This is a genomic window from Arthrobacter sp. 05T444, assembly GCF_056395905.1.
Genome location: NZ_JBFTKK010000006.1, coordinates 155061 through 168039 on the forward strand (window position 1 = coordinate 155061; position 12979 = coordinate 168039).

The 12979-nt window shown below is 64.9% G+C and carries 12 protein-coding genes; 1 reads left to right on the forward strand and 11 read right to left on the reverse strand.

The features are described from left to right. Positions 1-364: 364 nt before the first annotated feature. Together AC1DD3_RS08180 and AC1DD3_RS08185 are read right to left on the reverse strand one after the other, a co-directional pair. Positions 365-778 carry a YegP family protein gene (locus tag AC1DD3_RS08180; RefSeq protein ID WP_354962134.1) on the reverse strand — a complete coding sequence of 138 codons (414 nt, stop codon included), beginning with the start codon at positions 776-778 and terminating at the stop codon, positions 365-367. Positions 779-905: 127 nt separating this feature from the next. Continuing rightward, positions 906-1526: a TetR/AcrR family transcriptional regulator gene (locus AC1DD3_RS08185; protein ID WP_476881389.1), complete on the reverse strand. Its 621-nt coding sequence runs from the start codon at positions 1524-1526 to the stop codon at positions 906-908. 725 nt (positions 1527-2251) lie between these two features. Between AC1DD3_RS08185 and AC1DD3_RS08190 the strand changes: the two genes are divergently transcribed. Beyond that, positions 2252-2632, forward strand: coding sequence for a DUF7793 family protein (locus tag AC1DD3_RS08190; RefSeq protein WP_230118077.1), 381 nt, complete (start codon positions 2252-2254; stop codon positions 2630-2632). Positions 2633-2740: 108 nt separating this feature from the next. On the opposite strand, the gene AC1DD3_RS08195 is transcribed toward AC1DD3_RS08190, so the two are convergent. The 9 genes from AC1DD3_RS08195 to AC1DD3_RS08235 all read right to left on the reverse strand — a co-directional run bounded on the left by AC1DD3_RS08195 (position 2741) and on the right by AC1DD3_RS08235 (position 12931). Continuing rightward, on the reverse strand, positions 2741-3352 hold the full coding sequence (locus AC1DD3_RS08195; protein WP_230118078.1) for a carbonic anhydrase: 612 nt from the start codon (positions 3350-3352) through the stop codon (positions 2741-2743). A 244-nt stretch (positions 3353-3596) separates the two neighbouring features. Further along, a complete protein-coding gene (locus AC1DD3_RS08200) occupies positions 3597-4196 on the reverse strand; it encodes a hypothetical protein (RefSeq protein WP_230118079.1) in 600 nt (199 codons plus the stop codon). 135 nt (positions 4197-4331) lie between these two features. Next, a complete protein-coding gene (locus AC1DD3_RS08205; RefSeq protein WP_476881390.1) occupies positions 4332-5789 on the reverse strand; it encodes an FAD-dependent monooxygenase in 1458 nt (485 codons plus the stop codon). 1422 nt (positions 5790-7211) lie between these two features. Further along, positions 7212-8612 (reverse strand): hypothetical protein, encoded by a 1401-nt coding sequence (locus tag AC1DD3_RS08210; protein WP_476881391.1) that lies wholly within the window; start codon positions 8610-8612, stop codon positions 7212-7214. Between the two features lie 264 nt (positions 8613-8876). Then, positions 8877-9431, reverse strand: a complete 555-nt coding sequence (locus tag AC1DD3_RS08215) for an RES family NAD+ phosphorylase (protein WP_230120412.1) — start codon at positions 9429-9431, stop codon at positions 8877-8879. Then, positions 9432-9950 carry a hypothetical protein gene (locus tag AC1DD3_RS08220; RefSeq protein ID WP_230120413.1) on the reverse strand — a complete coding sequence of 173 codons (519 nt, stop codon included), beginning with the start codon at positions 9948-9950 and terminating at the stop codon, positions 9432-9434. Positions 9951-10052: 102 nt separating this feature from the next. Further along, complete coding sequence (locus AC1DD3_RS08225) at positions 10053-10292, reverse strand: hypothetical protein (protein ID WP_230120414.1); 240 nt, start codon at positions 10290-10292, stop codon at positions 10053-10055. A 229-nt stretch (positions 10293-10521) separates the two neighbouring features. After that, positions 10522-12273, reverse strand: a complete 1752-nt coding sequence (locus AC1DD3_RS08230) for an Ig-like domain-containing protein (protein ID WP_476881392.1) — start codon at positions 12271-12273, stop codon at positions 10522-10524. 493 nt (positions 12274-12766) lie between these two features. Further along, a complete protein-coding gene (locus AC1DD3_RS08235) occupies positions 12767-12931 on the reverse strand; it encodes a hypothetical protein (RefSeq protein ID WP_476881393.1) in 165 nt (54 codons plus the stop codon). Between the last annotated feature and the right edge of the window lie 48 nt (positions 12932-12979).

Sequence of the window (12979 nt, forward strand, 5' to 3'; positions counted from 1 at the left end):
CCCAAGCGGAGGCGCCTGGTCGTCTACGCGTCTCTGAGGTTGTTGCCTGTGGGGTGGCTTCTGGGCTTGGGGCTGCAGACAGCCGGCATTCCGCGGCCCTAGAGCTCCGCTTGATCATCGCGGTCCTGGCCTCCGTCTTCGTGCCCCTCATCCGTGCGGCAATGCAGGAAACGCGTCAGCTCCGTACCGAAGGGATCGACAAGGGCGCCGCCGACATGAGAGGCCCCACTTCTCGGCCGCTAGGCCTGCCCATTTGACCCTTTACCATTGCCGCGGCGATCATCCGGCGGCCTTTCAGCTCCTTCGCCTTGCCGGCGGGGAGGTCCACCCGCTGCCTCATTGCGCCCTGCTCCACCACCTGAGGTCAGGTGACGGAATGCCAGCGGCGTGAACCGGCTCGTTGCAGAGTCGCCCTGGCGGTGACCGCGCTGTCAAACGAAGGATCTGGATGCGCCCGGAGCTGGCCAACCACGGTGCGACCGGATTGTGCCCGAAGGAGCCGAAGCCTGCGCCGGAACGGCTCCCCGCGATGCCCTGAGGACATGTCCCGGATGAGGCCGGTCCCGGCAACCTCCCTAATGAGACCAATGCCGGCCGCCGCCCGTCGCTTCGTCGGAAAGGTCTCTGATACGGCCAGGATTTCCCCCGACGGCCCTCGGAGCCGAGTGCGGAATCCTCCGTCAGGGGCATCAATAATTTCAAAGTACCCGGACATGTTGCGCCTCCGTTTCTGCTGTTTGGAGAGGACGGGCGGGGTCGGCTGTCCGCTCTCGGCCATGATAAGTCCGGGTTCGGGCAGCCACCAATGAGGGTGGCCGGGCAGTCAGTCACCAGGAGGGGGCCTTTAGGAAAGACGGGAACTCCCCATCAAGTACGCGGGCACTCCCCGACCCCCTGCTCTTCCGTCAGAGCATGCAGCGGCGGTGGCGCTGGATGAGACACTTGGCCATCTGCCGGGCGAGTTCGGCGGCCCCCTCATCGCCTTCCATGGCGGAGATAACAGAGCCTTTCAGCAGGAGGTGCCATGCCCGAGCGAACAAATCGGAGTGCTCCAGCCCGGCGTCCTCGGCCAAGGTCTGGACGTGTCCTCGGATCCTGGCCAGGTATTCGACGCTGGCACGGCCCAAGGGATGGTCCGGGCCCATTTCCATGAGGACTTTGATAAACACGTTGGATTCGTAGCCGCCGCTGCCGAGCCAGTCAGCAAAGACGTCGAAGATGACCAGCAACTCTTCCTCCGGAGTCCCGCTGCGGCGCTGTGCCTCGGCAACGACCTCCGCGAACCAGATCTGGTCCCGGAGGGCCAGAACTGCCAGGACCAAATCGTCCTTTGACGGAAAATGCCGGTAGAAGGTCGACTTCGCAACCCCGGACGACTCGATCAGTTCGTTGACGCCGACATCCCGGATGCCCCGCCGGGAGAACAGATCGTAAGCGGTGCCGAGGATACGATCCACAGTGCCGACAGTGGCCACGGAGGGCTGGCCCGGAAGCGACATGCCGTGCGGAACCTCTGCTGCGGTCATGATCCAAATGTCCTAGGTTCACGGCGTCGATGCAGGGCCGAAGAGCTCCGCTGGTCCGCCGGTCTCTTGCAGATGATGGCGGCTATGGTGCGCAGCAGGGATCCGGTGTTATCGGTGAGCCATTTCAGCGCCGAGCGGCTGGGCATGTCCCAGTTACCCGTGGTGCCTATCGACATTGATGTTGCCTTCCTGGGCCGGGCTGCAAGCGCCATACAGGCGACTGGATGGCGCCCAGCGTACGCCCGGAGAGTGGGTTGGGAAAGTGACCCCGCCGCGGTTGGACCAGACGAAGTGACGGTCGCCACCCGCCCAGTCTTCCGTGTAGTTCCCGGCGATGTCCGCCTGGCTGAGGATGCCGACGAGGTCGACCAAATCGCCTGGTTTCCGAGTCTGACGGAGCCCCTCTCATTGAAGGGCTGGCTTACTCCCCGCCCGCCGGATCATTCGACCCGTCCCGCACATCATGACCGGACTGACCTTAGACGAAATCTCTTGGCGGGTTTCGGACCACTACCGCCCTGGCAGACTTCCTGCTGGGGTCGTGATGGCGGCGCAACCACCCAGAGGAATCGCTCCGCACTGCGACTTGTCTGACGCAAAATAGCAAGTAGGCTGAGCAGGTCAGGCCACGGGGGTGAGCGGAAGACGCGTATGCGTTATGCCGCACCTGACGAGCGTCCCTGTGCGGCCAAACTAACTCGCCACGTGATGGGACCCAAACACGAATGCAATCACTCCAGGACACCGCTGCCGCCAATGTTGGCGTGGATCTGATCAGCGAAGGAATCGTTCGGATCACCCTGAAACCTGGGGCACGAATGACAGCGGAGGATGGAGCCGCTGCCAGCGAAGGGCTTCTGGCGCTCATGGGCGGGGAACCCTCGGTCGTACTGCTCCAAATCACCGGCGTCGGTTCCGTCAGCAGAGAGGCGATCAGCGTCTACAGCGAAGCCGCCACCGTCAGGGCCTTCGCCATTCTCGGCGCCACGCCCGTGGACAGGGTCATTGCCCACGGCATGCTCGGCCTCCCCAAGCCTCCATGCCCCACCGAGTACTTCACGGACGAGTGCGAAGCCATGCGCTGGCTGCACGGTCACCGACCGTGACCAGCGGCCGCAGTCACCGTGCCCACGGCAGCAGGAAGTCAAGTAGACGGTCTGCGTTGAGAGAGAGCTAGCCGTATCCGGCCACTGGATGCGCAGGGTCCGCCAGCTTTAGAGGACGCCAGATGTAGAGACGAGCTGCGCCCGGCCTTCTTCGAGCCGGTACGCGACGCCGATGACCGCGGTGGAGTAATCGTCCACGGCGTCGAAGATCACCCGTGAACTGTCCAGCAGCCGGCGCACGGTCTGCTTGGCATGTTCGACGACCATGTCGTTGATGTCCGTCTTGTCCTCGCGCAGCGATCTCAGCACCGACGGTGTGATCCGTTCAACCAAGTCGCGTATGTGGCCCTGGGGCACCTCCCCCGTTTCCACGGCGTCTTTCGCGGCCGTGACGGCGCCGCAGTTGTCATGGCCGAGGACGACGATCAGCGGGACGTGGAGCACCGAGACACCGTACTCGATCGAGCCGAGAACGGCGTCGTCGATTACGTGCCCGGCAGTGCGCACCACGAAGACGTCTCCGAGACCGACGTCGAAGATGATCTCTGCGGCGAGACGGGAGTCCGCGCAGCCAAAGATGACCGCGAACGGGTTTTGGGTGTTCACCAGTTCGCTGCGCCGGGAGGCGTTCTGGTTCGGGTGCAGTGAATCTCCCGAGATAAAACGCGCGTTGCCTTCAAGTAGGCGCTGCCATGCATCGTACGGGCTGATTCTGCTCACCCTGCTTACTTTACGGGGGCGTCCTGACTCATATGGGGAAGTATCGCTTCCGTGGCCGGGTTAAGGGGTCTGGGTCGGACTGCTAGGCGATAGGGGCGGGACCCGCCCTGCAGAATGCCGGTGACGTAAATCCGCGCGTCGGTCACACCTGCGCAGGCGAGTAGCCAGGCACGCACAAAGTCAGGTATTGGCCACTGGTGCGGTGCCCGGGCGGCCAGTGTTGAATTGAAGGTGAAGCAGCCCTTCATGCCCCGCCGCGGGGGCTCAGCGGCTGCTTCACCACTTCCCGAGCACGGAGCGTTCGGGCTTTGACCGGGGCCGGCGACGAACTGAAGCCCTCTGAGACCGGGGCTTTGGTACCCCAGTCGTCGCTGGCCCCTCGGGCTGAGGATGCTTGGGCACTCCTCGTGGCCCCGACGGCTGCCCTTATGCCTGGTAGGCAGGGTCGATTTCGGCCGCCCACCCTCGCGTCGAAGGCACCTGTGCTGACGAGGTTCGGGCGCAAAGTAGTTGAGCCGCCAGCCCTGCCTCGGAACTCCGGCTGTTCCGGTTCCGTCGGAGCGGCACCATTCGCCTGGGCACGTTCGGCCTCCCGGCGCTCCGCCCGGTGCATGTCAAGCCGACGGCGGCCGGCGGCGACTGCGTAGCGGGTCACGACGGCTGGGTTCCACGCTTCGGCTTCGGCCAGCTTCACCGGGCCGTTGACTGCGCTGCGGCGCTTGAGCTGCCAGATGGTCGTGAGACCGATAGCCGTCCAGAGCAGCAAATCAGGACACCCGGCGAACTCGACCAGGTGCGCCGAGAGGTCAGGATTCCGGTCGGCAGTGGGCCAGATACCGGCCATCAGCTCATACGTGTTTTGCGCATTCGAGCACCTCCGGTGGCGGCGAAAAAGGCGGCGTGGCCGTCGTCGTACCTTCCAGTCAAGCACTCCCGCATCAGGTGCAACAAAGCGGAAACACCGGTACTTCGCGGGGCGTTAATGCCGCGCAGGTCCGAACCAGCCGGCCATCGCATCCTCCAGCCCTGGCTGAGTCCCGTCTCCTGTCCACGCCACATGCCCGTCGGGCCGGATCAACACGGCCGCAGGAGCGCTGACTGCACCGATCACCGGAAGCTCCCACCCGCCGTCGTACGCGGCGTCCACCAACTGCACCCGATCCGCCCACGGCCCCGGGTCGATGCTGCCCGGCGCGCCGAGGTTGAGCAGCACCGCACGGGCATCGTGCAGGAGGGTGAACACGCGCAGGGTGCCATTGGCGGTGACGACGTCGAGATCGGGCATGCGGCGCCCGAGCAGCGGGTGCCCCTCACCGAGGTCGTAGCGGAGGTCCAGGCCGGAAATGAGTCCGCCCAGCCGCTTCCGTGCCTCATCGATCGTCAGCAGGCCGGCCACCGTGTCGGCCAACGCGCCGATGCGCGGGTCGGCCCGCTGCATGATCGACTGCGCCATCGTGTGCTTCAGCGCGCGGGCCCCAGCGGGGTGCCGCTCGGCGTGATAAGTGTCCAGCAGGCTGTCCGGCGCAATGCGCTTGACCACCTGGGCGAGCTTCCAGCCGAGGTTCACGGCGTCCTGGATACCAAGCCCGATCCCCTGCCCGCCCGAAGGAGCATGGATGTGCGCGGCGTCCCCGGCCAGCAGCACACGGCCGCTGCGGTAGGCCGCGGCTTGGCGCGTGGCGTCGGTGAACCGCGAGATCCATGTCGGAGTGTGGACACCGAAGTCGGTGTTATAGACCTCGGTCAGCGCCTTGCCGAGGTCAGCCAGGGTGGGCTCGGTCGCCGGTCCAAGTTGCTTCTCGGTCACGATCACCCGCGTGGTCCGCCCGTCCTCCATCAGGTGCAGCCCGTGGATCCCCACCTCGTCGATGCGGATGCCCGCCGGCGTCTCCTCGGTCACCTCCACTTCGGCGATCAGGCTGCTCCTCGTCGCATCCCAGCCGGGGAACTCGATGCCGGCTGCCTTGCGGACAGCACTTCGCCCGCCGTCGGCGCCGACCAGGTACAGCGCGCGCATCGGCCCGACGTCGGCGAGATGCACGTCGACCCCGCTGTCGTCCTGGGCGAAGCCGGCCACCTCGAGCCCCCGGTGGACCGGCACACCCAGCTCCTCGATCCATCCTGCCAGGATCCGCTCTATATGGTTCTGCCAAAGGCCGAGCGTGTAAGGGTGCCGTGTAGGAAAGTCACTCACGTCCAGCATCGTTTTCCCGAAGAACGCCGCCTGGACGGGCTTGCCCTCGGCGAGGAACCGGTCGGCAATCCCGCGCTGATCGAGGATTTCGATCGTCCGCGAGTGGAACCCGCCTGCACGCGAGCCGACCAGTTCGGGCGTCGGGCGGCGCTCCACAATCGCCGCATCCACCCCCGCCAGCGTCAGCTCACCGGCCAGCATCATCCCAGTCGGACCGCCTCCGGCAACAATCACATCAACCATCTCAACCCCCGCTTCTCCAAGCCTTTTCCGTACACCTTCTCAGGGCCCGTCCGAGCCAGTCTGAGGCATGACGGGGGCCTTGCCGCAAGCCCCTATGTACGCGATAAGTTGGAAGTGGCAACACACAGCGCCAGCAGGCACGAGAGGCACGGCCGTCGCATGCTCCGGTCGACGCTCGTTCAGCGGTGTGGTGTCCACCTCGCTATACCTCCACGGCAAAAGGCCCCGGGTGTGATTGGCAATCCGCGAAGTCCGCTCTTCGATCATCCGGTTGACGGTCTCATCGTCAGGGCAGGGCCGGTCATCGAACGGGCATCGGCCGGAGCCGGGCAGTCCCTGAGGCCCTGAATCTTTTCCACACACATGGTGCAGAACGTGGTCGCTTCGGGCAGGATCACCGCCGCTGGTTCCTCATAGCCACACTCGGCTTTGCGCCAGTCCAGGTCCCGGCAGCAGGCGAGGTCGCATGACTCATGGCAGATGTAAACGGTTCTTGAGCAAACCTTGACGAAAGGCGGATCGACACTTGATGGGCGGGAGGAAGACTGGGCTAAGGCTTAGCCGGTTTGGTGCCCGCGTTTGTCCGGGCGGTGAGCGGCAGGCAGCAGGAGCGTTTTTCCTTCACCAAAGCCGGAATGAATTCCGGCGGTAGCAAAGGGGGTCAGCAATGCCAGTCCGGCCAACGACCATCACAAACAGCCTCTTCGAAGACAAGCCGAAGACTCAGTTCCAGCTCTTCGACCTGCCTCAGCACGACGCTGCCCCACCGACAGTCGGGCCTGATGAAGAGTCTGTTCCCCCACGCGCGGCGCTGAATCTTCCCGACATCTTCCCCCTTTACCCGTTTCTCTGAAGCGGAGCTACCGGAAAGGGGCCAGCGGCCGGCGGCCAGCCCGGATGATCAGGTCATCAGGCCGACCCCCACGTCAGTGCGTTCCAGGATGGCCCTTGCTAATCTCCGCGGCGCGCTGGTAGCCGACTTCGGCCCGCCACACTTGCCGGTTCTCCATCCAGCGCCACCGCAGCGGCTTCCCTGCATCTTGTTCCGCGGCCGCTTTGGCAGCGTCAAGGCTCTGCAGGGGTCCCACCCGGTCGGCAGGGTGCGGCCCCACCGTCAGGCGAGAAACCCAGGTCCAATGTATACACAGCCGTCATGGACATGCTGTGCGTCGCCGCGATCGGGACCATTTTCGCCCCCGCCTGAGTGTCAGTTCCTGGCCCCTACGATGATTCCCCAACAAGTGAAGAGTGGTCTCAGATGGAAGAGCAAGGGAGTGCCAAATTGACCGGCGTCCAGGTCACCGGCCTGTGGATCGCGGCGTGCAGTCTGGCCCTGGTGCTGCTCCGCACCATATTCGACGTCCTGGACGTGATGGGGCGGTGAGGGCTAGATGCCTCGAACAGAGCCTTGAAGCCGAGACGTCATGTGAGGCCCTGCAGCGACTCTCCCGGCACCACTTGGGCGCTTGAGTAGTGAACCCAGTCGTCGCTCCGGCCCTCCCGGAAGAGGCGGTCGGCTGCGGCTTGGCATTCCTGCATGTCCCTCCGGGAAGACTGAGGTCCATGCCCTAGAGCTTCACCCAACTGCTTCCACCCGACACGGCGCGTCGCGCCCGGTTCTGTCATCACTTCGTACATGGTGTGACCACGCACGAGCAGCCCCTTGCGGACCGGAGCTTCAACTTGGCGGAAGTATGCGTATCCATTGGCGAACATGGAGTTCCCGATTTGCTTGAGCAAGGGCGATAGGGGTGCTTCACCACCATTGGCAAAATCGGTCAGCCTCTGAAGCAGCTCCTGATATTCCTGGTCCAGTACCTCATCAAGGGATCCGTCCTTCTTCTGCACGTACACGTCACCGAGGCCGCCGCTGCCTCCCCTGAGTGTTGTACGGACCCACTCCCGAGCATCTTCCACGCCCTGATCTGAGGGATCAGATCGAAGTTCCACCGCGAGGGATTCATAATTCTGGGCCAATTGCGGCTGGCTGATGAGTCTGAGCAGGCCCGCGAACTTAAGCATGTCGAGCGTCAGGGCGTTTACATCGGTAGTCATCTCTGTCTCCATTCCGGGGTGCTTGCTCTGGACGCTAAGGCGCAGGTCGAATGCAATCGGGTCGGTGTTCCACTCCCGCCTCAGCGGCTGAGGCTTCGGATTCTTGAGGAAGTCCTCCAGCGCCGCCTCGACAGGTCCAATGTCGTGTACGAATTGCGACGGGATGAAACCCTTCATCCGGCCCATCGGCACTTCCACCGACTCATCTGAGGCATGTCCGGTCCGGGACAGGATCGCCCAGGAGTTCTCATCGTCGGCATCAGGATTCCGGTGGCATACCAGCTTCGATGGCAAGGTCCCGGCGACCTCGAAGCGTGCTGAGCCGTGCTCAACGACGACTCGCGCACGCTTGTCCCCGTCCAGGGAGTGCAGCGCTTCCTGGGCCACCTTACGCGCCTCGGTCAACGTGCCGATACCCCGACCGTTGACGGTCCACTCGGACCGCACCTTTGGCTGGACGACCGCAAGCCGCCAAGCAACACCAAATTGCGACCCTGCAACGTATCCGCCCATCCACATGAGTCCGGGCTGCCCCAGCAGGAGGCCGACGACGAGGAACGATGCAAGGAGCAGGAAGTTGAGCCATACCCAAGGTACGCCGAAGCGGAACAGGTAGATGCTCACCGCCAATCCGGCAAGCAGGGGCCCGATGTCATCTGACACCTGTGGGTTTTTGCCGAACAGCATGAGTGCAACAGTCCCGATCAGGACTACCGCGCCAAAGATGGAGTAGTACCAGATCTCATTCCGGGTTTTGTTCCCAGCCATAGTGTTCCTTTTTAGCCAGCTCAAAGGGATTTCAGTCCCGGATCTTGTCTTCAAGATAGTTGGTTACCCATTCGTGGAGCCGGTTGGCGCTCCCGGCGGGTGTTGGGACCAAGAGAACTTTCCGGTCTTCGCGGAGGACTCGAGTGATGCCGTCAATGCGAGCTGCTCCACGTGTCCCCTCGGTTGGTCCTCATCAGGAACAAGCGCAGACGGCGGGCCTGGCGGTGCTTCAGTGGCTCACCGTCGTGCATTCCTTGGACCGGCCTAGCTGATGACTCGCCTGATAAGTGCAGCTGCCTCCTGAACGGCATCATGGGCCATGGTCAGTGGTTCCGGGTCGCCGGCCAGCGTCACCCCGGTAACGTCCCACAGACCGAAGCTTGCCCAGCGGGGCTCGTAGAAGGACCACCAGGAGAGGCCGGCGTAGTCGCCGGTTTCATACATGGACCGCGCCCACTGCTGGGTGGAGGCCCGGTCCCGGGAGGCAACGTTGCTGGGCCGCAGGGACCAGTCCTGCAGCACCTCCGGGTCATCCAGATCCAGGATCGACGGATCTCCCTCGTACTTCACCAGCGCTTTCCTCGTGCCGTCAGGTGTTCCCGGTGGCGGGGCCAGGATGTCAGAAGTCCAAACGGGGTACCGCCCGAGGGCTTCAGCCACGGCACCCTCAGCCGAGTCGCCGACGTAGAGCACCATGTATTGGTGGTCCGGGTCGTCCACCCGGCCGGCGCCCTGCCGCGGCCAAATGTAGAGCGGGTGCCCGTTCTCGGATGGGGAGGAAGCATCGGGGTGCCAGTTGAGTACGCGCCAGAACTCCACCTAGGCGAACGCTCCCTGTTCGAAGGCGCGGATCGCCTCGATCACCGGCGCTGCACCCTCGAGCCGGTACACGTCGATGGGGCGGGCGCGCAGGTGGGCGTCCTGGCCTTCCAGCCAGAGCCTGGCCTGGGCCGGGGTGAACGCGCTGTGCAGATGGCCCACGAGGGCATCGAGGTCCGCGAGCTGGGCGCGGTTCTCTTCGTTCGGCGCGTCCTGACCGGAGACCCACCGGCCGGGCCTGTCCTTATTAACTCCGAGGAGGGCCGCCACCGCGTTGTTGCCGAGCGCGTTCACCAGCCGCTGCGTGATGGCCTGCGGACGGTAGTCCGGCGCGTCCCTCAGACCTGCCAGGTTGACCGTGACCGCCTTCAGTGTCCTGTGCCGGGCCGGGGCGCGTCTGGGTGCCACGCTGAATCCTTTGGGAAGAAGGATGACGCCGTTCCGCATTTTGACCGGGGTCTCGCGGCCGCCGCCTTTCAGGATGACGGTCTGCTCCACGGTCTTCCGCTGCTTTTCCATAGCCCAACACTATCTGTTGGGCAGGGCGGCCGGAAGAGCTGCGGCTCAGTCGGTGAGCGATGCATTCCTTGCCCCGGCCGACCGTGCCTTAGGAGATGAGGATCAGCCCGCCGGCGTCGTTGTCCCATTTGCGGGCGACGACCGCACACCAGGCGGGTGGTACAGCGTGCCGGTCCGCGTCACGTAGACCTGGCCGGGAGCCAGCCGCCGGGAGCGGTCCAGGCGCAGCCGGGTGGGATGGACCGGGATGATCGGGCCCAGGTCCTGGACGTCCTTGTAGATTTGCGTAGGGACCGTGCCGAGTAGCCTCCGTGGAGTCTCCTGGTCCGGACGGCCCCGCACCCTTTAGCGGTAGGAACCTGCCCTCGCCATCCAGGCTTCGGACAAAGTGGTCGAACCGGAGGAGTCAGCGTCGACTGTCCTCGGCAGTCAACGTTCGGGTCCGCTGGGCCACCGTCGAGGTCTGTCCGTGAGCTGCTCAGGCTCTCAGTTTCCACACGCGGCCCCATGAGGTCGGCCCGGCACCCCCTTGTCGGGGGGTGCCGGGCGGACCTCCTGCTACCTGGGTGCACTACCGGCCGGTGGTGAAGCTCCAGGAGCCTCCGGCGAGCGTGTTTCCGACGGCGTCCTTGATGCTTGAGGACATCGATGCCGTGTATCTCGTGGTGGCGGCCAGGGTCACATTCGGGTTCAGTGTTGCCACCCGGGTGGAGACGTTGTAGCTGACCGCGTAGCTGACGAGCGCCCCTGTGGTGGCGTTCCTCAGCGCGAAGGTTCCGTTTGCGACACCGGTGACGGCCTCACTGATGGTGACCGTGACGTTGGCGGTCCGGCTGACACCGGTGGCGTTGACCGCTGGTGTCCTAGTCGCCATGACTGGCCTGGGCCCGGTCGTGAAGACCCAGGAGGACGGGGCCAGCGGGTTGCCCGCGAGGTCCGTGAGGCCTGCCGTCAGGCTTGCCGTGTGCCGCTTGTCCGCGGCGAGGGTCGCCGTCGGGTTCAAGGTGGCAACGCGGGTCGCAGCGGTCCAGGTCACGGGTGCGGCAACGATGGCTCCGGCGGCGTTCTTCAGCGTGAAGCGCGCAGCGCTGAGACCCGAAATGGGCTCATTGAAGGTTGCCGTGACATTGCCCGTTTGGCTTACCGCCATGGAGTTAACTGCCGGGGCCTTCGCCGTCACGAGGGGCGCCACGGTATCGACCGTCACGGCAAGGGAACCGGCCGACATGGTTTCGGTTCCCCCGGCCGTGGTTTCGCTGGCCGTGATGGTGTGCCGGCCGTTGGTCAGAGCCGTGGTCGGGGTCAGCGAGAAGCTGCCATTTGCGGCGACCGCGGCCGTGCCTTTGGCCACCCCGTCTACGTACAGCGTGGCGCTCGTGGAATCAGGGAGTGCCACAGCACCGGTGAAGGTGGGACTGACGTTGCGGGTGATGTTGTCCGTGGTGGAGCTGCCGGTGTCCGAAGCGGCAGTCATGTCGGGAATCGACGGACCCTTCGCCAGCGGCGCTGTGCACGGGGCGGTGGGGCCTCCGATCTGACCGAACTCGAAGATCGTGTTTTCTGTCAGGAGGGCGGGGTTGCGGCCGAGCCACATCCCGCGGCTTTCGGAGTTGACGGGGTTCGATGCCCTGTCCGCATCGGAGATACCATCGAATCCACTGACGCCTGTGAGCCCTGTCCACGTGGCCGTCCAGGTGGTCAGGCCCGGGCCGTCGTAGGCCAGGGCGCCGTCATCGCCGGCGGCGGCGCTGGCCCGGAGGGTGCGCTTGCCGTTGAGGACGAAGGACTGGTTCTTGGCCACGATTCGGGCCTCAATCTGGTCGATGGGAATCTGTCCGCCGCCAGGCGCGACAGCCGTTCCCTTCATCACCACGGTGCCGGGTCCGGTCTTCGTGGCCTGCTGGGTGACGGTGACGTTCGCGGTGAAGGTCTCGTCCCCGACGGTGGGGGCGGTGAGAACGCGGACGACATCCCCGGTGCGGATGTCCGGTGTGACACCGTCCCAGCAACCTCCACCGGGGTGGTTGACTTCCACGAGACCGTCAAAGCCCGGCGTCCCGGGATCGTCCTGCGGGATGAGGTTGGACGCGGTACCGATGACGGCCCCGCCGCGAAGTACCTGAACAGTGGCCACATCGGTCCTGGCATACCCGGATGCCGAGACGAAGTCCCGGACCGGGAAAACAAGAATGGAATGCGGCGCGACCGGGACCGCGTTGATGGCCGCCGAAGCCGGCACTGCTGCGCTCTGCACCGCCAGGATGGCAAGCGCACCGGCCGCGAGACCGGCCGCCACCCGTTGATGGTTTCTTTCAGATTTCATGGAAAACTCCCCTCAGAAGCCCCAGACTTCACCGGGCCGAGTCCGGGCCGATGATGCACTCCGGTCCATGGCCGGCGTGGATGCCAGTATCGGGAAGCGACCCTGCGGAAACCCTTGACGAAAACCCCTGGCACCGCCCGAGTAGCGTCACGGACACGGCGAATTCCTCGGAGTTTCGGAGGCAATTCTCAGGAAGGACTTTTACCTTGGACACAAGGCCCACCGAGTCGCAGACTTGGCGGGCTTGACGTCAGGAAATGCCCCGTATTCCCTCCAAGGCCGCGGGGCTTTTCCTGCGTCCGCCCCCAGTGGGGTTCGCCAGCGGCTACCCCGGACAGGGGCACCTTGCAGAAGCATTGGGCGACGGCCGCAGCGAGGGGCCCCGTTTGGGCCCCCGTCCCCGTCACCTTGGTACAAGGTGTGGGGCATCCGTCTGAAGCTGTGAGAACAACCAGCTACAGTCCGCCGGTGGCACCCGGCGTCGCTCCCCGGATCAGTCCTCGTTCCGGAGGACGGCGCGGAGCCGGGCGGAGCGGGAACCGATCCCGTTCGTCTGGCCGGTCATTCCGATGAGGTTGCTGTTGTTCGAGCAGTCGTCATACACCGGGTCCGGGTCGTTGATAACGGTGCCCACGCCGTTGGCGTCGGGCACGCGCACGGCACTGTCACTGGCCGTCGGCGTCAGGGGCTGTCCCGCGGCCGTGAA

What these genes read in the sequence shown, in the direction of transcription:
- AC1DD3_RS08180 (WP_354962134.1), bottom strand. Translation starts at nt 778, where the DNA reads ATGGCCGAGAGCGGACAGCCGACCCCGCCCGTCCTCTCCAAACAGCAG.
- AC1DD3_RS08185 (WP_476881389.1), bottom strand. Translation starts at nt 1,526, where the DNA reads ATGACCGCAGCAGAGGTTCCGCACGGCATGTCGCTTCCGGGCCAGCCC.
- AC1DD3_RS08190 (WP_230118077.1), top strand. Translation starts at nt 2,252, where the DNA reads ATGCAATCACTCCAGGACACCGCTGCCGCCAATGTTGGCGTGGATCTG.
- AC1DD3_RS08200 (WP_230118079.1), bottom strand. Translation starts at nt 4,196, where the DNA reads ATGGCCGGTATCTGGCCCACTGCCGACCGGAATCCTGACCTCTCGGCG.
- AC1DD3_RS08205 (WP_476881390.1), bottom strand. Translation starts at nt 5,789, where the DNA reads ATGGTTGATGTGATTGTTGCCGGAGGCGGTCCGACTGGGATGATGCTG.
- AC1DD3_RS08210 (WP_476881391.1), bottom strand. Translation starts at nt 8,612, where the DNA reads ATGGCTGGGAACAAAACCCGGAATGAGATCTGGTACTACTCCATCTTT.
- AC1DD3_RS08220 (WP_230120413.1), bottom strand. Translation starts at nt 9,950, where the DNA reads ATGGAAAAGCAGCGGAAGACCGTGGAGCAGACCGTCATCCTGAAAGGC.
- AC1DD3_RS08230 (WP_476881392.1), bottom strand. Translation starts at nt 12,273, where the DNA reads ATGAAATCTGAAAGAAACCATCAACGGGTGGCGGCCGGTCTCGCGGCC.